At 32.3% G+C, this 19,252-nt stretch carries 21 protein-coding genes; 13 read left to right on the top strand and 8 right to left on the bottom strand.

Annotation, left to right across the window (positions count from 1 at the left end; all coding sequences use genetic code 11):
• The first annotated feature begins 94 nt into the window (after positions 1-94).
• A complete protein-coding gene (locus QWC74_RS05460) occupies positions 95-874 on the top strand; it encodes a carboxylesterase (protein ID WP_006784554.1) in 780 nt (259 codons plus the stop codon).
• A 12-nt stretch (positions 875-886) separates the two neighbouring features.
• Here the strand turns inward: QWC74_RS05460 and QWC74_RS05465 are convergent, their stop codons facing one another.
• Positions 887-1,492 (bottom strand): class I SAM-dependent methyltransferase, encoded by a 606-nt coding sequence (locus QWC74_RS05465; protein WP_006784553.1) that lies wholly within the window; start codon positions 1,490-1,492, stop codon positions 887-889.
• Between the two features lie 271 nt (positions 1,493-1,763).
• Between QWC74_RS05465 and QWC74_RS05470 the strand changes: the two genes are divergently transcribed.
• Together QWC74_RS05470 and QWC74_RS05475 are read left to right on the top strand one after the other, a co-directional pair.
• Entirely contained in the window at positions 1,764-2,429 is a 666-nt protein-coding gene (locus QWC74_RS05470) for a TIGR01906 family membrane protein (protein WP_006784552.1), read from the top strand.
• A gap of 231 nt (positions 2,430-2,660) precedes the next feature.
• A complete protein-coding gene (locus tag QWC74_RS05475; protein ID WP_006784551.1) occupies positions 2,661-3,617 on the top strand; it encodes a patatin-like phospholipase family protein in 957 nt (318 codons plus the stop codon).
• 261 nt (positions 3,618-3,878) lie between these two features.
• On the opposite strand, the gene QWC74_RS05480 is transcribed toward QWC74_RS05475, so the two are convergent.
• Positions 3,879-4,406: a putative immunity protein gene (locus tag QWC74_RS05480; protein WP_006784550.1), complete on the bottom strand. Its 528-nt coding sequence runs from the start codon at positions 4,404-4,406 to the stop codon at positions 3,879-3,881.
• A 45-nt stretch (positions 4,407-4,451) separates the two neighbouring features.
• Complete coding sequence (locus tag QWC74_RS05485; protein ID WP_006784549.1) at positions 4,452-5,369, bottom strand: nucleoside hydrolase; 918 nt, start codon at positions 5,367-5,369, stop codon at positions 4,452-4,454.
• A 140-nt stretch (positions 5,370-5,509) separates the two neighbouring features.
• Between QWC74_RS05485 and QWC74_RS05490 the strand changes: the two genes are divergently transcribed.
• A complete protein-coding gene (locus tag QWC74_RS05490; protein WP_006784548.1) occupies positions 5,510-5,890 on the top strand; it encodes a DUF3887 domain-containing protein in 381 nt (126 codons plus the stop codon).
• Between the two features lie 32 nt (positions 5,891-5,922).
• Here QWC74_RS05490 and QWC74_RS05495 read toward each other — a convergent pair whose 3' ends face one another.
• Positions 5,923-6,666, bottom strand: a complete 744-nt coding sequence (locus tag QWC74_RS05495) for a nitroreductase family protein (RefSeq protein WP_006784547.1) — start codon at positions 6,664-6,666, stop codon at positions 5,923-5,925.
• A gap of 133 nt (positions 6,667-6,799) precedes the next feature.
• On the opposite strand from QWC74_RS05495, the gene QWC74_RS05500 reads away from it, so the two are divergent.
• Positions 6,800-7,363, top strand: coding sequence for a TetR/AcrR family transcriptional regulator (locus tag QWC74_RS05500; protein ID WP_006784546.1), 564 nt, complete (start codon positions 6,800-6,802; stop codon positions 7,361-7,363).
• Positions 7,364-7,463: 100 nt separating this feature from the next.
• Here QWC74_RS05500 and QWC74_RS05505 read toward each other — a convergent pair whose 3' ends face one another.
• The 3 genes from QWC74_RS05505 to QWC74_RS05515 all read right to left on the bottom strand — a co-directional run bounded on the left by QWC74_RS05505 (position 7,464) and on the right by QWC74_RS05515 (position 9,651).
• Entirely contained in the window at positions 7,464-8,120 is a 657-nt protein-coding gene (locus QWC74_RS05505) for an NAD(P)H-dependent oxidoreductase (protein WP_006785021.1), read from the bottom strand.
• Positions 8,121-8,172: 52 nt separating this feature from the next.
• Entirely contained in the window at positions 8,173-8,961 is a 789-nt protein-coding gene (locus tag QWC74_RS05510) for a histidinol-phosphatase (RefSeq protein WP_006785022.1), read from the bottom strand.
• 204 nt (positions 8,962-9,165) lie between these two features.
• Positions 9,166-9,651 carry an LURP-one-related/scramblase family protein gene (locus QWC74_RS05515; protein WP_006785023.1) on the bottom strand — a complete coding sequence of 162 codons (486 nt, stop codon included), beginning with the start codon at positions 9,649-9,651 and terminating at the stop codon, positions 9,166-9,168.
• 353 nt (positions 9,652-10,004) lie between these two features.
• On the opposite strand from QWC74_RS05515, the gene brnQ reads away from it, so the two are divergent.
• The 8 genes from brnQ to rbr all read left to right on the top strand — a co-directional run bounded on the left by brnQ (position 10,005) and on the right by rbr (position 18,192).
• A complete protein-coding gene (brnQ, locus tag QWC74_RS05520; RefSeq protein ID WP_006785024.1) occupies positions 10,005-11,288 on the top strand; it encodes a branched-chain amino acid transport system II carrier protein in 1,284 nt (427 codons plus the stop codon).
• 122 nt (positions 11,289-11,410) lie between these two features.
• Positions 11,411-12,970 (top strand): HlyD family efflux transporter periplasmic adaptor subunit, encoded by a 1,560-nt coding sequence (locus QWC74_RS05525; protein WP_006785025.1) that lies wholly within the window; start codon positions 11,411-11,413, stop codon positions 12,968-12,970.
• Positions 12,971-12,974: 4 nt separating this feature from the next.
• Positions 12,975-14,174 carry an ABC transporter permease gene (locus QWC74_RS05530; protein WP_006785026.1) on the top strand — a complete coding sequence of 400 codons (1,200 nt, stop codon included), beginning with the start codon at positions 12,975-12,977 and terminating at the stop codon, positions 14,172-14,174.
• A 32-nt stretch (positions 14,175-14,206) separates the two neighbouring features.
• Positions 14,207-14,821 (top strand): hypothetical protein, encoded by a 615-nt coding sequence (locus QWC74_RS05535; RefSeq protein WP_006785027.1) that lies wholly within the window; start codon positions 14,207-14,209, stop codon positions 14,819-14,821.
• A gap of 2 nt (positions 14,822-14,823) precedes the next feature.
• Positions 14,824-15,513, top strand: a complete 690-nt coding sequence (locus QWC74_RS05540; protein WP_006785028.1) for an ABC transporter ATP-binding protein — start codon at positions 14,824-14,826, stop codon at positions 15,511-15,513.
• Between the two features lie 68 nt (positions 15,514-15,581).
• Positions 15,582-16,256: a response regulator transcription factor gene (locus QWC74_RS05545; RefSeq protein WP_006785029.1), complete on the top strand. Its 675-nt coding sequence runs from the start codon at positions 15,582-15,584 to the stop codon at positions 16,254-16,256.
• Positions 16,257-16,258: 2 nt separating this feature from the next.
• Positions 16,259-17,416, top strand: coding sequence for a cell wall metabolism sensor histidine kinase WalK (locus tag QWC74_RS05550; RefSeq protein WP_006785030.1), 1,158 nt, complete (start codon positions 16,259-16,261; stop codon positions 17,414-17,416).
• Positions 17,417-17,649: 233 nt separating this feature from the next.
• On the top strand, positions 17,650-18,192 hold the full coding sequence (rbr, locus tag QWC74_RS05555; RefSeq protein ID WP_006785031.1) for a rubrerythrin: 543 nt from the start codon (positions 17,650-17,652) through the stop codon (positions 18,190-18,192).
• A 51-nt stretch (positions 18,193-18,243) separates the two neighbouring features.
• Here the strand turns inward: rbr and QWC74_RS05560 are convergent, their stop codons facing one another.
• Entirely contained in the window at positions 18,244-19,167 is a 924-nt protein-coding gene (locus QWC74_RS05560) for an aldo/keto reductase (RefSeq protein WP_006783935.1), read from the bottom strand.
• Positions 19,168-19,252: the final 85 nt, after the last annotated feature.

Genomic DNA, 19,252 nt, shown 5'->3' on the forward strand with positions numbered 1-19,252 from the left:
CAACATTTTTTAAGTCAATAAAAATACCAAAATCCTGAATGAAAAAGATAAAAAATGGTAAAATATTGTTATGACTTAAGGAATAGGTGATAATATGGAATTAACGAAAAGAGTAGCCCATAAACCTTTTATACACGAGGTTCCACATGCTAAGGGTGTGGTTTTGTTTATTCATGGAATTTTGGAGGGGCCTTATCAATTTAGAGGATTAGCTGATATCGCCAATCAAAATGGTTACTCAAGTTATGCTATTTTATTACCTGGACATGGTGATAGTGCTGAAAGATTTTCTCGTATTGAGAAACAAGTATGGCTAAATTATGTTGAACAGACGATTAGACGATTATCAAAAGATTATCAACAGATTATTATTGTTGGTCATTCGATGGGGTGTTTACTAGGCCTTTTAACTTCTTTACGTTATCCACAGATAAAAAAAGCTTTTTTAATTTCAACACCGTTAAAATTAAAATTAAGTTTTAGGGGATTAAGATGTAGTATAAAAGTAGCGCGCGGTAAAGTTGATGAAAAAGATATTTATACGACAGCTATTTATCGAGCTTGGAGTATTAAAAGAGCGAAACATCTTATTACCTATTTGAGATGGATTCCACGCTATTTAGATTTATTTTCGCTTGTTAGAGAAACAAATAAAAAATTAGGTGAGATTAAAATTCCATTAACTATTGTACATTGTAAAGATGATGAGTTTGTTAGTGATGAAAGTATAAATGTATTTAAACGTCATTTAACTTGTAAATATAATGTATTAGAGTTACCTAAATCAGGGCATTTTTACTTTACGGAAGATGAAAAAAGACAACTTAATAGCTATTTCGAAAAATTCATAACAAATAAAAAAGTGAGATCTTAAGATCTCACTTTTTTATTTTGTTGCATAGATACTAAATAAGCTATAAGGATGATTCATATCATCGACCATTTTATAACTAGAGTAAAATTTACGGCCACTAATATTTTGTAAAGAAGCAGCTTCTAAATACTCTTTCATTTCATTAATAGAGAAGCCGTGGTGACCTTTAAAGGTTTCACTGTGATTGTGGAAAGTTCCATCGTCTGGTAATAAGTCCACGATGATTAATTTTCCGTTTGGTTTTAAATGACTTGCTAGAAGATTCACAGTAGATTGAACATCCTCAATATGATGTAAAACCATTGAAGTGTAGATAACGTCAAATTTAGTATCAGTTTCTAAATCCTTTAATTCACCACAATAAGTCTTCATATTTTTAAGATCAGACTCATTAATTTTTTGTTCAACTTCCTTAATCATTCCTTCAGAATTATCGATTAGTAAGAATTGTGCTTTTTTATTTTTAAGATGAAAAGAAATGAGGCCTGTTCCGCAACCAAACTCCATCATTTCAAGAGGGCCACTTCCTAAATAACTCTCAATCTCAGCACTAATTGCTTCCGCGCGTTTAACTCTTAAGTCAGTATCCCAGTTTGGTGATAATGCATTGAAGTCCATATTCACAACCCCTTTCAGAGTGATTCATCATATTTGTTTTTTTAGCCTTAATGAATATTCTATCATATTTCTAACATTTTGACATGTCGATGAACGTAAAGATGACAGGGAATCATTTTCCATTATTCTACATCATCCGATGATGATTAGTCTTTTTAAGTACTAAATTTAACTTTTTAAGCAGATAACATTGCCACAATGAAGTTGAGCATTTATAATAGTAAAGTCTATAAAATCATGTTTAAAGAAGCTTCACAAGGGAGAAAGAAGTATGAACAAGCGTAAAAAGTTAAAACATAAGATTGTAGAGTATATAGGGGGATTGTGGTTTTTTCTAGCATTGATTTCAACTACTGTCTTAATTGTTTTAAACTGCACTTCTATTTATGGGTTTATTATTGATAAATATCGATTAACCTCGGTTACAGGACTTTCAAAAGATGCTCTAATGCTAAACTATAAAGAAATTGTTTCTTATTTACAGTGTTTTAGTTCAGAGTATTTGACACTTTCAGATTTTAAAATGAGTGAAAATGGAATGATTCATTTTGCGGATGTTAAAATCATTTTTCAATGGTTATATGTCATTGTTATCTTATTTATCATCGCATTAGCTATCTTTTTAGTGATTAAACATCACGACAAAGATAAAGCCGTATTATCTATGTTTAATAAAGGTGTTAATTTAACATTTATTGTATTTGGTTTGTTAATTGTTTCAATTATGGTGAACTTTTCAGCTACTTTTACGATGTTCCATAAAATCTTCTTTCGTAATGATTACTGGGTTTTTGATTATCGTACCGATCCAGTTATTTTAGCTCTACCAGAAGAACTATTCTTAATTTTAAGTGTTATGATTATTACACTTTTATTTGCTATTTGTATATTAATCAAAATTATTTACCGTAAAAGATTAAAAGCTGACTTGAGATAAAGGAATGAAGATGCTACATGGGTGGCATCTTTTTTATTTGGATTAGATAAGGAACAATTAAACTTCATTTTAGGACTGGGTGATAATCAGTTTGCTAAGGAATTTATATATACTTGAAAGCGAAAAAGCAATGAAATAATAGATTAAATTTAATTTTTACTTAATATTGCTATTAAATGGAGAATTATAACATAGACTAATGGTAGATAATGCATGCTGCGAGGTGGCAAAATGAATTTTATGGATCAAAGTCTTTATGATTTGAAGGTTGGCCTAGTTTTAGCTGGTGGAGGAACAAAAGGAGCTTATCAAGCAGGTGTGATGCAAGCTTTATGGGACTTAGATTTAATTAATAATATTACAGCAGTCTCTGGTGTTTCAATTGGAACACTTAACTCCTTAATGCTTTGTATGAAGAAGCGGGATCTTATTGATATTAGTTGGAAGTCGTTAACTTATCAAAAGATTGTCACGAAAAGTGAAGGATTTAAGTTGGCTGATATAGGAGAAATCATCAAATTGATTGCTACGGGTCATAAGCCAGATGAAATAGCAGAAAACGTTGATTTAAGTGCTCTTGGACTCATTTCTCAAAAAGGAATTCGTGACTATATCGAGGAATTCGTAGATATGCCAACATTAAAAAGTACGAATATTGATATTTACAGTTGTGCCTATAATATTAATGATGGTCATCCAGAATACTTTAAGCTCAATGATTACAATGAAGAAGAAATAATTGATATTAGCATTGCTTCATGTGCTGTTCCCTTTATTTTTACTCCAGTGACGTTTAAAGGTAAACAATATGCGGATGGAGGAATTAATAACCCTCTATATTCGGGAGCTAGTGCGGATAATGTACCTATTGCTCCAATTATGAATCATGATTTAGATTTAATTATCGTCGTTCATTTAACGTATACAGATAAAGTAGATTTAAATCTTTATCCACAGGCAAATATTATAGAAATTTATCCTTCGTTTCCATTAGAAATTGTGAATGGAAGTGGAACTTTAAATTTTAATCAAACTTCGATTAAAGAAAGAATTGAAATCGGATATCGAGATGGTGTAGTTACATTAGCACCGATGCTCATTGCTTATTTAAAAGGAAAAAATATTGCTCCATATATTAAACACCACGTAAATTGGAATAATCAGTTTTTAAAGAAATATCGTAAATAAAACGCACATAAATACTTTAAAAACATAAGATACAAAGGAAATGAAACATAGTTTTATTAAGGAGGACATTCGTGATGAGTTGGCTTTTTAGCTTATTTGCGTTTATCTTTTTCTTTGTTAAATTAGCATGCTATTTTACAGTGGTCATGATTCAATATGGTATTCCAGTATTTATTATATATAAGTTATTCAAATGGATAACTAAGCCCTTTCGATATTCGGAATAAAAAATAGCACCTCACCACGGTGCTATTTTTTATTCTAGCAGTGCCAATTGATTTTGGCTGGATTGGGTTCATTTTCAATCGCAATAGAGCGTAAAGCTTCTTCTAACCTATGAAATTCTTCAGTCGCAATTTCATCATAAGTTTCTTTTGTTTCGAGTAATCCCACTCGATCATAGGCAATTGCTGCTGATCCATAAAATGCAAGTGCCAATGCATTAGTTGATTTATGAATAGTGGCACAGGCTTGAGCGACTGCTCTTGCTGCCGCTTGTGCTACTGGATTTTCCTTTGTCTCTCTTGCTGCTGTTTGAGCCTCAGAGATTAGCTTTTTAGCTGCAGGTAATTTTATTGTCCCCTCTAAATAATCTAATGCTCCATTAATCGCTTGAAGTAAGCGTTGATCTTTCGGAAAACTCTTTTGATAAATAGGGAGAATATGTTCCTTTGCATAGTTAACACACCAAGTGGCAATCGTCATTTTATTTTGTGTTTCAATTAAATGCATTAAAGAAATAATCTCTGGTGAATCTATACTTCTAAGCATTTTCCTTAGTTTAGCCATCGTAGCCCCCCTGTGATAATGATAAGTTCATTATATCACTTCATCTTATAATAAAGATTGAAATAGATATTTTTTAAATAAATCAGGGTTGATATCGATACAAATTGTGGCGTTGGGTGTTTTTGAAGATAAGTCTAAATAGACTTGGCCATAGTTATCCTCATTTTTTGTTTCAACAGTGGCATAAGCAGGAATGCATTTTGTCATCATTTCAGGCCAAATAGCTGCAATCATTGCAGTTGGATCTGCTAATTCAAATCCATCAAATCCAAGTTTTTGATTGTATTCATCAAGAGATTGTGTACAACGCATAGCAAATTTAGCAAGTGATGAATCGCTGTTTTTTAAGTAGTTAGTGTCTTGACGAGTTAAGAATCCTTTGTTCATGATGGCATCCCAACCAACAAAGAGTTTTGGAATTTCTAAATCTAAGACGATAGATAAGCTTTCTGCATCGACATAAACATTAAATTCTGCTGTTTCAGTAATATTCCCCGGTCCAAGTCCTGTTCCAGCCATTAAAGTGATTGATTTTAATTTGTTCATCGTTTCAGGCGCTTTTAAGCAAGCCATGGCAATATTGGTTAGAGGGCCTAGGGTGATGAGTTCGATTTCATATGGATTTTCTTCAATAAGTCGAAGTAGGCCATCCATTGCATGTTCAGGTTCAATTGATAAATTAGATCTTGGTAAGAACATATTTCCAAGTCCATCGCTTCCGTGAACGTCATCAGCCATTACTAAATCACGAAAAAGTGGTTTACTCATTCCGCCGAATACTGGTGGAATATAAGTGTCAGATACTTTGATTGCTGTTAAGGCATTTTGGAGTGATTGTTCAAGTCCGACATTCCCGGCTACTACAGTAATTCCCATAACTTTGATGCTAGGTTCACGTAATGCGGTAATGATTGCAATCACATCATCTGAAGCTGTATCGGTATCAATAATAAATTTTCTCATGTAGACTGTCTCTCCCTAAAAATTAAATTTAGATTAAGTTTAGCATAATTTCGACAGGATTCGATAGAAAAAAGTTTAGGTTCTGACAAGTTATGAGGCCTTGATATGCTATATTACAGTTGAAGAGGGAGGATACAATCATGAAAAAACTATTATTAGTATTTTGTGTTTTATTAGGACTAACAGGGTGTGGACAAGTATTAGATGAAAGTTTTGATAAGGAAACATTAAAACAAGAGACTATAGCGATTGTTGAAAACTTGAATGATGAGAACTATGATGCGATTGTTACTACAGTAAACGATGATTTAAAAGATATTTTAAGTGCTTTAGTTATTCAAAAAGCGTGGGAGCCAGTCTACGAAAAATTAGGGGAGTCTCGAGATAAATCATCTTGTACAATTAAAGCTAATGGTGATTATGCAACAGTTGTACTAATTTCTAATTACGCAAATGGAAAGTTACAAGTAACCGCAACATATAACACAGATATGGAGTTAATTGGATTATATATAAAATAGAGAAAAAGGAGATAAAAATTTGTTATCTCCTTTTAAAATTTATAAACAGATTGTCCATTTTCAATCTCAAATTTCTTTTGTAGCCCAGTTCCAATTTCAAAATGTAATTTAGCAATTCCAAGATCAATCTTTTCATATCCTGTGCTATTAAGAGTCGATGTTGTCACAACACCATTTGTGAAATGGAATTTAACTGGTTGCTTATTCAGTGCAGAAGGTGCTTTTTGTACCGCCTTCATCCCATTAATAAATTCATTCGGTACCTCTTCATTACTATGATACATTTCCTCAACTGTTTTTGTCTTACGGTGAGAAAGTTTACTAATCATTTTCTCCTTAAATGTTTTATCCACTGGTGTGTAACCAACAGTGATAATTGCTACAAGTTCCTCATTTTCTTTTAAATCAATAAGCTTCGCACATAGTTTTCGGTCATAAGTTCCACCAATCCAGCACGTTCCAAGTCCGAGAGCTGTTGCTTCAAGAGCAAGGATTTCACCAAAATATCCAACCTTCTCAAGCAAGTCTTTATCATCTTTTGATCCGACTAATGCAAAATAAGCTCCAACACCTTTTAACATTCCATATGATGAGGAGAATCCTTTAAATAATTTAGGTCCATTTAACTGCAGTTGAAGATTTAAGCCGCTCATTTCATTTAAGTTTTTAATACATCTTTGAAGCGAGTTTACTTTTTCCACCTCAATATCTTTGGTTATATAAGTTCTTCTTGAACATCTTTCATCAATGGCTTTTAAATATCGCTCTTGATTCATTATTATCTCTCCTTTTAAAAATGGTACACTTGTGGCACTTTATACGGTGTAGTATACTATGCCTATAAAGGTCGGTCAATAGACTTAGAATAAGTGGGACATAATCCATTATTTTGTGGCAGGAGATAAAAGCATGATTGAAAAAATTAATCCAAGCGTCATTCGCTCAAAGCAATTTATAACAGAAGCATTACTAGAATTAATGACAGAAGAAGATTTTAATAGTATTAAAATTACAGAAATTACGAGGCGAGCACAAGTTGATCGCAAAACCTTTTATCGTAATTTTGAATCTAAAGAAGACATTCTAATCCAATATGGGGACTTATTAGCACAAGAATTTATTAAAAAAATTAAAGCAACAAGTGAACTGAATTGTTATAAAGTAGGACTTATTTATTTTGAATTTTGGCTCCAACATTTAGAGTTTTTAAAATTACTTTTACGTCAAAATTTATTGGTTTTTTTCACATGTAAATTTAATAAACGAGTACCGGATATTTTTAAAGAAATCACAAGTATCACAAATTATCAGGAGATAGATGAAGAGTTTTATCAATATCAGATGCATTATATTGCGGGTGGAATATGGAATTTATTATTAAAGTGGATAGAAGATGGTGCAATCAAGCCACCTCATGAGATGGCTCTTATTTTTAAAAGTTTATTCGATTTTAAAGTATGCTGTGAAAGATGATAGTATCAATGAATCAAGTTTTTATAAGGCTATACAGTAGGGTGTACATTCATCCCATTGAACCAAAAGAAAAAATCGCCTGTTTTAGGCGATTTTTTCTTTATTTAACCCACTCAACAATACTTTCTAATGGTTGACGACTTTTTGGTTTAGCTTCATTTTTACGATATCCAAATGCAATCATTAACGTTAAATAGAAGTGATCTTTATCGAGTAATCCTCGACTAACTAATAAGTTTTCAACTGCCTGTTGATCATATCCACCGATTGGACATGAATCAATGTTCTCCATTGCTGCAACTGTCATCATATTTGCGGCTGCTAAATAAGTTTGTAAACATGAATAATTCAAAATAGCACGCTCGTCATTATTAAAACGAGTATCTTCAATAGATTTCATGATACCTTTAAATCCTTCAATTGTTTCATTTGGCATCTGTTTAACATCTCGTAATAAATAGTCGATGTACGCAGAGTTGTGTTTTAAATCACTAGCATTGCGACTAAGTAAAATAATAAGGTGTGAACAACTAGGAATTTGTACTTTTCCACCCCAAGAGAGTGGCGCTAACTCATTACGAAGGGCCTCATTCTCAATAACAAGAAATTTCCATGGTTCAATTCCCATTGAGCTTGGCGAAAGTTGGCCTGCTTTTAAGATCACATCAAAATCTGACTTTGAAATCTTTTTACTCGAATCAAATTCTTTACAGGCATGGCGAAAATTAAGAATATCTAAAATTTCTTGATGATTCATTTGAATTCCTCCTTGTATAATAATAGATTTAACCAAGTTAATAAGTTTCATTCTAATGTTGAATAAATGGCATTGTTTCAACGACTTCAATATTTAAATCAGCTAATTCTTTTAAGGCACGATTACGATATTCTTCTGTTTCGTAATACATATTATGATGTGCATCAATTCCAATGATAGCTTTACATCCGACTTCGGCTGCAATTGTCCAGAAATTAATATTTGGGAATCCATTTACATTAAAATCACGATTATAGATATATCCTGAGATATTATATTCTAATAAGATATCTAATTCTTTTGCTTTTTCACATATTTTACGGCAAACGTAATAGAAGTCTTCATTAAGATCCGTCCATGATCGCATAAATAAATCAGGATGGGCGAAGTATGAGAATAAGCCAGTTTCCATTCCTTTGATAGCTGTTTCCATATATTGATATAAGGCTTCTTTTGACGTTGTCTCTGTTCCAAAATAATAACCACGAGATTCATTTTCAGAAAAGTGATTTCCAAAAATAACGTAATCTAGCTTATATTCATGAATTAAGTTTTTAAGCCATGGCAAGTATTCCTCAAAATACTCACACTCTAAACCAATTTTGACGCTAATTTGATTTTTATATTTTTCTTTTAGTGCTTGGACACTTGTCACATAATTTTCAAACTCAGAAACATCCATGCGAATTCTAGATGAATATCCATTTTCAAATGGCCAAGGACAGTGATCAGAAAATCCAATTTCATCGAAGCCACCTTTGATAGCACTTAAAATATATTCTTCATCGCTTCCTTTTGCGTGATGACATCTCGTTGTGTGTGAATGATAATTTGCCTTCAACTTATTTCATCCTCCTCGGTACAAAACCAATTAATTCAAATTCATTATAACACAGTTGAAAAGAACTAAAAACTCCACGAGAATTCTCGTGGATTTTTTAGATTTAGGAAGTAGAAAGAAGGCTTAAAATCATAAATGATCTGCAAAACGTGTAACCACTATTAGCTTATCCATAATTTAAAAAATTATTTATATATTTTTAAATTAATTATTTTTATTATTATGTAGACAGTTATCAATCGCGATTAACATGGCAATAAAGAAGGCATCATCCTGGCCAGTAGCCACTTGTAGTTCATAGTGATCACTTAGTTTGAACCATTTTTTTTCAATGTGTCCAACTTCTTGACCATCCTTTGTAATGCTAAAGTTGTGATCAAAGACATCTCCACGTAATTGAAAATTTCCATATTCACTTTCAACATCAAGCTTGGGTTTAAATAGACTAGGTCGACGTTTAATTGTTGCGCATAAGATGTCTCCTTTATAAATATCATAGGCTCCCCATACAGTCATAAGTTTTTGCTTAACGGTGAATAATTCATTTTGGTTTAAATCGCGAATGGTTAATTGATCGGCGATAGCTATAAATTTTCCGGTTACTTCAAAAGCTGCTTGTTCATGTTTATCATAAACATAATAGTGATCTCGTAGTGAAAATATTTTTTGTTTAATATAATAGGTTCCCATTAAAAATCCCCTTTGAAAAAATTGGTATATATAGGTTGATTTTATTTTATAATGCCATTATAATAAGTGTAACAATATTTTATAACGAAGAGAGGATGGAGTAAACATGAATTCAAATTTAACAACACGATTTTACTATAGCTATTATTGTTAGGTTTGTATTTATGATTTCTTCATTTCATCATAGATACAAACCTTTAGGCGTTTGTCTCTATGATGGCTATAACTTCTTATAAAGTAGATGCCACATAGAAAATAACTATGTGGCCCTTTTTATGAAAAATGGACAAGGTAACCACATAGTCACTAGATACTATGTGGTTTTTTATTTACACGAAAAAGGAGAGGAAAGTATGAAACAAAAAGTTGATATTATCGTTGTAGGATTTGCCTTGTTTTCAATATTCTTTGGAGCAAGTAATTTGATTTTCCCACCATTTATCGGGGTGACATCAGGAAGTGAGTGGCTAACAAGTTTCCTTGGATTTATTTTAGGAGATGTTGGAATCATCTTACTTTCAATTTACGCTGTTGCAAAGGCTGGAAGTTACCAAGCCATTATGGGGCGTGCTGGCAAAGTATTTGGAGTTAGCTTAGAAGTTATCACCATGCTTTGTCTAGGACCCATTATCGCGATTCCAAGAACGGCCGCGACAACATTTGAATTAAGCATTCAACCCTTTACATCTGGAATTAATTCGGCTGTCTTCTCAGTTATTTTCTTTGCCGTAACTTTACTATTAACGATTCGTCCAAGTAAAGTAATGGACATTATTGGAAAGTTCTTAACACCAGTTTTATTACTAGCCCTAGTATTCTTAATTGGGAAAGGATTCATCTCTCCTCTAGGTAGTTTAAATCATACGATTACTTCAGACGATTTATTTGCGACGGGGTTAACACAAGGATACCAAACAATGGATGCTTTAGCGATAGGGGGAATCACAGCTTTTATGATGACTTCTTTCTTAAGTAAAGGATACACTGATAAACAAGAACAAATCAAATTGACTATTAAATCAGCAATTTTAGCTTCTTGTGGATTAGTCTTAGTGTACGGGGGATTAACTTACTTAGGAGCTACTGTTTCAACACAATTTGATGGATCAGTTTCACAAACTGCCTTATTAATTGCCATTACAAAACAATTAATGGGACAACCAGGATTAATTATTTTAGGTATTATTGTTGCCTTTGCATGTTTAACAACAGCCATTGGATTAACATCAGTGACAAGTAAATACTTTGAAGATGTAACAAACAAAAAATTAAAATACGAATATGTTGCAATTTTCATCTGTGTATTTAGTGCAATTGCATCAAATGTAGGAGTAGACACAATTATTTCACTTTCAGTACCAGTTTTAACGATTATTTACCCGGTATCAGTTGCGTTAATTATCTTAAGTTTATTCAAAAACTTCTTCACAAGTAAATTACCGTATATCCTTGCAGGATATACGACACTTGTTCTAAGTATCTTAACAGCTTTACAGTTGCCGATCATGAATCAGTTGCCTCTTGCTAAGTTGGGATTTAACTGGCTATTACCAGCATTAATAGTTGCACTTGTTGGTCAAATGATGGGAGCAAAACAAGAAATAAAAATTGAATCTTTTGTTAAAGAATTAGATTAGCCTATAAGGCCCAACACATTTAAGTGTTGGGCTTTTTCTTTTTTAATTACTATTTTTCTTAACGTTAATTTTACATTGAATTTGTTAGGATAAGTGTGTACCTAGGATACTAAATATTTTATATGGATGAAAAAAAGATAGAATCATCTATGGGAGAGTTAGAAAATAAGGAGCGTGATACAAAGATGGGGAAAAAATATAAAGCTTTATCTAAAAAAACAATAGCCATTGTTGTGGGAGTCATGATATTAGCTCCAACAGGAGTAATCACATATACAAAGTTTAAGGATAGTAACGAGACTAATAGTGAATTGGTATCTAGGGAACGAGAGTATGAAGTAAAAAGAGGAGATATTATAGCGGGCTCGAATGGATCAGGTTCATTAAAGCTTCAAGCTGTTAATCAAAATTTCGAAGAACCCGTCGAGATAGGGGAGTTATTTGTTAAAGAGGGAGAACGTGTTAGTATTGGAGATAAAATTGCAACGATTTCTGAAAAATTTATTAATGATAAATTAGAAGAGTTAAACTCTCAGCTTGAGCGGGCAACTGCAACTTTAGTATCTACAAAGAATAATAAACAGGTGACTGTTCTGAATCAAAATAAAGCGTGGGAAGATAAAGTACAAGGATCAAAGAATCAATATGAAAGCCAAAGAAATTCCTTAGTAAATAATATTAATCAATTAACGGATAAATTAAATGACGTTAATAAAAAATTAGAGGATGTAAGACGTCAAATAGAAGAGATGCAAAACTTAGCTACAGCTCGCAACGTAGACGAAAATCATGTGTTACAAGAGAATAGCACGGTAGAAGATACCAACCTATTACAAGAAAGCAATGAAACGAAAGAGAGTGATGCAGAAGAAATTGAAGCTAAACTACAAGAATTAAAGCTAACTGAAAGTACATTATTATCAGAAAAATCGTTACTCGAAACAGAGATTAAAAATACAAATCAAAGTTTAAATAGTTTAGATGTTGAACGTACTAAGGAAAAAGAAAGTGAAGTAAAGGAAGAATCAGCTAATAGGGAAATAAATGCATTGACTAATAGCGAGTTAGATCATTCAATTAATAATGCTCAAAAAGAAGTTGATAAAATTAATGAACAAATCGCTAAGGTTAATAAATTAAAAGAGAATTCTACTTTATATGCACAAATAGATGGGACGATTCTTAATTTGAATTATACAGTGGGCTCAACTACTTCATCAGAAATCCCTATTGTAACAATTGGGGAAAATGCCAAGGTTTTTGCAGAAATAACAGTTACTCAAGAAGAAATTACAAAGATTGAAGAAGGACAACGTGTTAATTTAATCGTTTCCGCTTATCAGGATCAAATGTTAGAAGGGACCGTAAGTTTCATTAATTTAAAGCCGAATGGACAAGGAAGTTCAGTTAACTATTCTGTTATGGTTGAGATAAGTGAGAATGATTTGAAATTACTTGAAGGGATGACTGTTAGTGCCCAATTTATTGTCAAGGATGTTAAAGATGTTTTAACTCTTTCTAATAAGGCGATTACATTAAAAGATGGAAAACAATTTGTGCAAGTTAAACAAGACGATGGGACTCTAAAAGAAGTAGAAATTACAACTGGTTTCTCAGATGGAAAAATTTCTGAAATAGTAAGTGGTCTTTCAGAAGGCGACACTGTTGTGGTTGGAGGATAGGAGTATGAGATTTTTTGAAATGATAAGACTGGTTTTAAAAAATCTTTTAGAGAATAAATCGAAGGTGATTTTAACTTCTTTAGGAATTATAGCAGGGACAGCCACAATTGTAGCTGTTATTGCGATCGGAAAGGGAGGGGAAGAGGCAGTCAAGGATCAATTTAGTGGATTGAGCGCAGAAACAATTTATGTTAATGTCGATTATTCTAAGGGAAACAAGGTATTTGAAGGGAGTTATCCACATTTAACAACTGAACAAATGGAGTTTATTATGAATGAAAGTACTACATTAAGTGGTATTTACCTAAGAGGGGGGGCATATAAGCAAGCTGTATTAAATGGAATAAAAGGAAATGTTTCAATTACAGGGGTCACAGAAGAGTATAGCACGGTTTCTAAGTTAAATATTATACAGGGATATAATATAGATCGAATTGATATAGAGGAGGGGAATCATGTTGTTGTAATTGGGGATGGAATAGCAACTAAATACTTTTCACAAGCTGAAGAGGCGGTCGGAAAAACAATTACGATAGAAGGGAAAAATTACAAAATAATAGGAGTGTTAGAAAGAAGTGCGGATGGAATGCAAGGGTTAAGTCCTGATGATACTATTTTTATGCCATATTCTATAGCGCAAGAAAACATTTTTGATAAGAGTACCACACCTCAAATTGTAGCCTTAGCAAATAATATTAAATCCGTTAAAAAGGCAATGGCTGAGATAGAAGATTCGTTGAACTATCTTTTAGAAGATGACAATGTTTACAAAGCTGAAGATGCTGGAAGTCGTATAGAAGCTGCTAGTGAATCTGCACGTACCATGAATGTTTTATTAATCTCTGTTGCTAGTATTGTATTTGTCGTAGGTGGAATTGGGATAATGAATGTTTTATCTTTAACTGTAAAAGAGCGTACAAAAGAAATAGGAATTCTAAAAGCACTTGGAGCACAAGAAAGAACAATTATGTCTTTATTTCTTTTTGAGGCTATTATTATTAGTAGTTTTGGTGGAATAACTGGGATACTTGTTAGTTACTGTGTGATTCCACTCGTTAGGCAGGTAGGAGTAGCAGTGTCGCCTTCAGTTGAAGGCCAAATAATGGCATTAGGATTTGCTATATTTACAGGAACTATATTCGGGTTTTCCCCAGCTTATAAAGCATCTCAACTCAAACCTGTAGAGGCGTTGAGTTATGAATAAAAATACTAATAAAGGAAAGGATGAATTTTATTATGAAGAAAACATTAGAATTAACAGTTTTAGCATTAACAATGGTATCATTAGTAGGATGTGGTGCCGAAGGTGATAAAGGTAATTGGGCTGAAAATAAGGAGGAGCAACCTCAGATTGAGGAACAAGAACAACAACTACAGGTAACTTCCTATTTGGGAAAAGTTGAAAAAATGGTTGGAAATGAAATTAGCCTAAAATTGAGTAATGATAACTATACACCATTAGAAGATGAGAGTGAGGATGAAGAAGCATTAGAATTTACTTTAGATGAAAGCCAATTTTCTCAGTTAGAAAATGGTGAAACTTTTACACTACCAAATGGTGTAGTAATAACAGGCAATTCAACTGAATTTTCATCAAGTGAATCATCTGATGAAAATCCTGGAGTTTCTGAGGAGTCAATGATTTCACAAGGAGGATTGAATTTTGACCAATTTAGCCAATTGACATTTAATGGAGAAACAAAAGATTTAGTTATTCCAGCGGGAGCTAAAATTTTCAATGGTTTAACTGGAGAAGAAGCATTATTTTCCGATATTAAAAAGGGTTCTATCTTATCTGTGACAATGAATAGTGAAAATAACACGGTCATTAGTATAGATATTCTGGGGTAGTTATGAATCATATTATTACGTTAAAAAATATTAATAAATATTACCATAGTGGTGAAAATTCATTGCATGTACTTAAAGATATTAACCTGAATGTAGAACATGGAGAGTATATAGCTATTTTGGGGTCATCAGGATCGGGAAAGACAACGTTAATGAATATTTTAGGGTGTATGGATATTCCAGATGATGGAGAGTATTATATTAATGGAATTAATACAATGGATTGTAATAAAGTAGATTTAGCAAACTTACGTAATGAACACATTGGATTTATCTTTCAAAAATATCATTTAATACCACAGTACACTGTTCTTGATAATGTGATAATGCCTTTACTAATTAAAGGATTACCAAGAAATGAAGCTGTTAAAATAGCAGAGGAAAAAATAAAAATGGTTGGATTGTGGGAAAGAATTTCTCATAAACCAAATGAATTATCTGGAGGACAGCAACAACGTGTAGCCATTGCGAGAGCTTTAGTTACGAATCCAACTATTTTATTAGCTGACGAACCGACAGGGGCATTAGATTCAGCTACCGGAAAGGATATTCTTCAATTATTTAATGAACTAAATGAACGAGGAAATACTATTATTGTGATTACACATGATCATAAGGTGGCAAAAGAAAGTAAGAAAGTTGTAACAATACAGGATGGAATGATAATATTTGAAAATCAGACAGCCTATTAAATAAAATCCATTAAACAACTTCACTAATATAAAGGTGAGGTTGTTTAATCGTTATTTAGGAGTTTTTTATGAGATTATTAATTATAGAAGATGAAAAAGATATATTATTAGCTTTACAAAAGGGGCTACAGAAGGAAGGATATGCTGTTGATGTTACGGGGGATGGAGAGGAAGCATTAGAGCTTTTAAATTTTAATACCTATAATTTAGTGGTTCTTGATATAAATCTCCCGAGTATAGACGGTTTTTCTATCCTAGAAATATTAAGAGAAAAAGATATGACAACACGAGTAATTATTGTATCTGCGAATAGGGAAATTGAAGATAAAATCAGAGGTTTAGATTTAGGCGCAAATGATTATTTAGTAAAACCTTTCGATTTTTCAGAATTAAAAGCACGAATTAGAGCTTTATTAAGACGAGAGTTTACTAGTGTGCCTACCATCATAAAAGAAGGTGAACTATGTCTTGATTTAGCCACTCATAAGGTCACCTTTAATGACCAAATATTGAATTTAACACTGAAAGAATACTCAATTTTAAAGTACCTCATACAAAATAAAGGACGAATTGTTAGTTCAGAGGAATTAATTCAACACGTTTGGGATGAAAATGCGGATCCATTTACGACAGTAATTAGGGTTCATATTTATTCCTTAAGAAAAAAACTGATCACGATTAGTGGTAAAGACAATATAATTCAAACGATAAAAGGTGTTGGATATTTATTTGGAGGAAGCTAGATTTGAAGAAATTTAAATTGACTTTAAAATGGAGATTTACCTTATTGACTTTAGTAATCATGATTTTAACAAGTGCAATTCTTGTTGTTTCAATTAATTATGATATAAAAAAAACAATGCCAGGGTTAACAGACTTGATAATAGATATCTATTCATTTGAAAATAATGAAACATACGGTATCATTATTCCGAATTATATGACGGATAATAATGTCGTTATTATAGATAATGCCATAGGTGAGACAGTATCGAATATTTATACTACTTCAATTATTACGTTTTGCTTTATTACTATATTAGGTTGCCTTACTACTTATTTTGTAGTTAATAAAGCATTAAAACCTGTTATTGATTTAAACCATAATATAAAGGAAATAAATGAAGATAATTTAACTTGCACTTTAAATGTACAAGGGCCACATGATGAAATTCAAGAATTGGCCATTTCATTTAATAAGATGCTTGCTAAATTAGAGAATGCATTTGCTTCGCAAAAAAGATTTAATTCTAGTGTAGCGCATGAACTGAAAACTCCATTAGCAGTTATTAAAACCAATATTGACGTATTAAAAAGTAATGAAGAAACTAATATTGAAGAATATAAAACTACTATAGAGGTTATAGAAAAGTCAGTTTTAAAGATGAATGGAATTATTGAAACATTACTAGATATCATTAGACAAGAAAATGAACCCTTAAATGACCGGGTTAATGTTTCAGTTATTCTTGAAGATGTGGTTGAAGACTTAAATGTCATTGCATCAAAGAGTGGAATCAGTATAGAAGTTAACATAGAAGAGATAGAAGACGAAATGGTAGGAAATGAAATTTTACTATATCGAGCACTGTACAATATCATTGAAAATGCTATAAAGTACAATAAGCCTTTAGGAACAGTCACAATTTCTTGCATGAAAGAACAAGAAAATATCTATATAAAAATCTCTGATACTGGAGAGGGGATAGCGGTAGAGGAGTATGAAAATATATTTAAACCATTTTACCGTTGTCAAGGAACTAATCTTTCTTCCAATAGTGGAATAGGCTTAGGGTTATCTTTAACCCAATCGGCTATAAAAATGCATGGAGGAGAAATTACTGTAAACAGTATTATTAACCAAGGAACTGAATTTTTAATAATATTGCCTATCGTGGTATAGAATTAAAATTAAATGAGTCTAAAAGTAAAAAATGTGATTATTTTGATTAGAAGTAATCACATTTTTTACTATATATATATTGATAATAATTATCATTAAATATCATATTATCAATTAATTTGAAGAAAAGTAGTAATTATTATTGATTTTCATTTAAAAATGATATAAACTAGTAATAGTTACTAGTTTATAAGAAAAAAGTTGAAAATAAGAGTTATAAGGAGAGATCTATAATGAGTAATTTAAAAGGAACTAAAACTGAAGAAAACTTAATGCATGCATTTGCAGGAGAATCAATGGCGCGTAATAAATATACTTACTATGCTGCTAAAGCAAAAGAAGAAGGATATGAGCAAATCTCTAACATTTTCTTAGAAACAGCCCATAATGAAATGCAACATGCAAAATTATGGTTCAAGTTATTGCACGAGGGTGAAGTAGCGGATACAATGACAAATTTAAAAGATGCTGCAGCGGGAGAAAATGGTGAGTGGACAGATATGTATGCAACATTTGCAGCACAAGCCCGCGCTGAAGGGTTCAATCGCATTGCTGTATTATTTGAAATGGTTGGAAAAATCGAAAAAGAACATGAAGCACGTTACTTACAATTATTAAAGAATTTAGAAGAAGGTCAAGTATTTGAGCGTGATGGAGAAGTAGCTTGGATTTGCCAAGAATGTGGACACATTCACTTTGGTAAAAAAGCACCTAAAAAATGCCCAGTTTGCTCATATGATCAAGCACACTTCGAAATCCGTTCTGAAAATTACTAATATAAATAAAAAAACTGATAGAATCTCTACGGATTCTATCAGTTTTTTTGTTTACACTAATTCTAATGTTTTCATGAAATCTTTAAGTTGTGATTCACGACTTGCACCTGCTAGTGCACACATCGGTTGATCTTGTGTTAATAAAAATCCCATGATAACCTGAGTCAGACTAATGTTTCGTTCTTCGGCTAATTGGTTAATAAGTTTAGCTAGCTCTAAGTTTTTCTCAGTATAATAAGGGCTGTCTTTAACGGCACCCTCGCCAAGCGTTGCTAATTTTGTAAAGAATCCGCTACATAAACTAAAATAAGGCATCGCTAATACATCTGATGTTCGATGGAACTCTAACATTTCTTCGTCCATTGTAACCATTGTTTCATCTGCATAAGGTTTCATATGAATTGAGCCAATGTTATAAAGGGCTTGGTTGGCTACAAATCCGCGATATCCTTTAGACTTTGCATAGTCCATGGCTTCTTTCATACGGGCAGTTGACCAGTTCGAGCAACCATAGTATTTGATTTTTCCATCACGGACGAAGTCTTGCATCGTTTCAATGAGTTCTGATACGGGACGATTTACATCATCACGATGATAGAAGTAAAGGTCGATACAGTCGATTTCAAGTGCGTCTAAACTTTTATTTAAATCGTAAGTCATATCTTCTTTAGATAGACGTGATGTTTGCATGTTTTCAAGAGGGGGATGTCCACCTTTTGTGACAATTACTAAATCATCATGACCACCACGATATTTAATCCATTCGCCGATTACTCGTTCTGAACGTCCGATTTCGCCATCAATCCAGTCGTTATAAATACGAGCTGTATCGATGACATTTCCACCCAATTCAACATATAAATCTAACATTTTGAATGCTTCTTCGCTATCCCAGGCAACACCTGCATTTGCTGTTCCAAAACCAATCGGGCAAAGTGATAAAGTCGTATCTTTAATTTGAATTCTTTGGTTCATAGATATGCTCCTTTTCCATTTTATAAATAAAAGTATGTCATGTTTTAGAGAATTAGTAAATAGAATAAACATTCGAATGTATACC

Source organism: uncultured Turicibacter sp., assembly GCF_938044715.1.
Classification (GTDB): Bacteria; Bacillota_I; Bacilli_A; order MOL361; family Turicibacteraceae; genus Turicibacter; species Turicibacter sanguinis.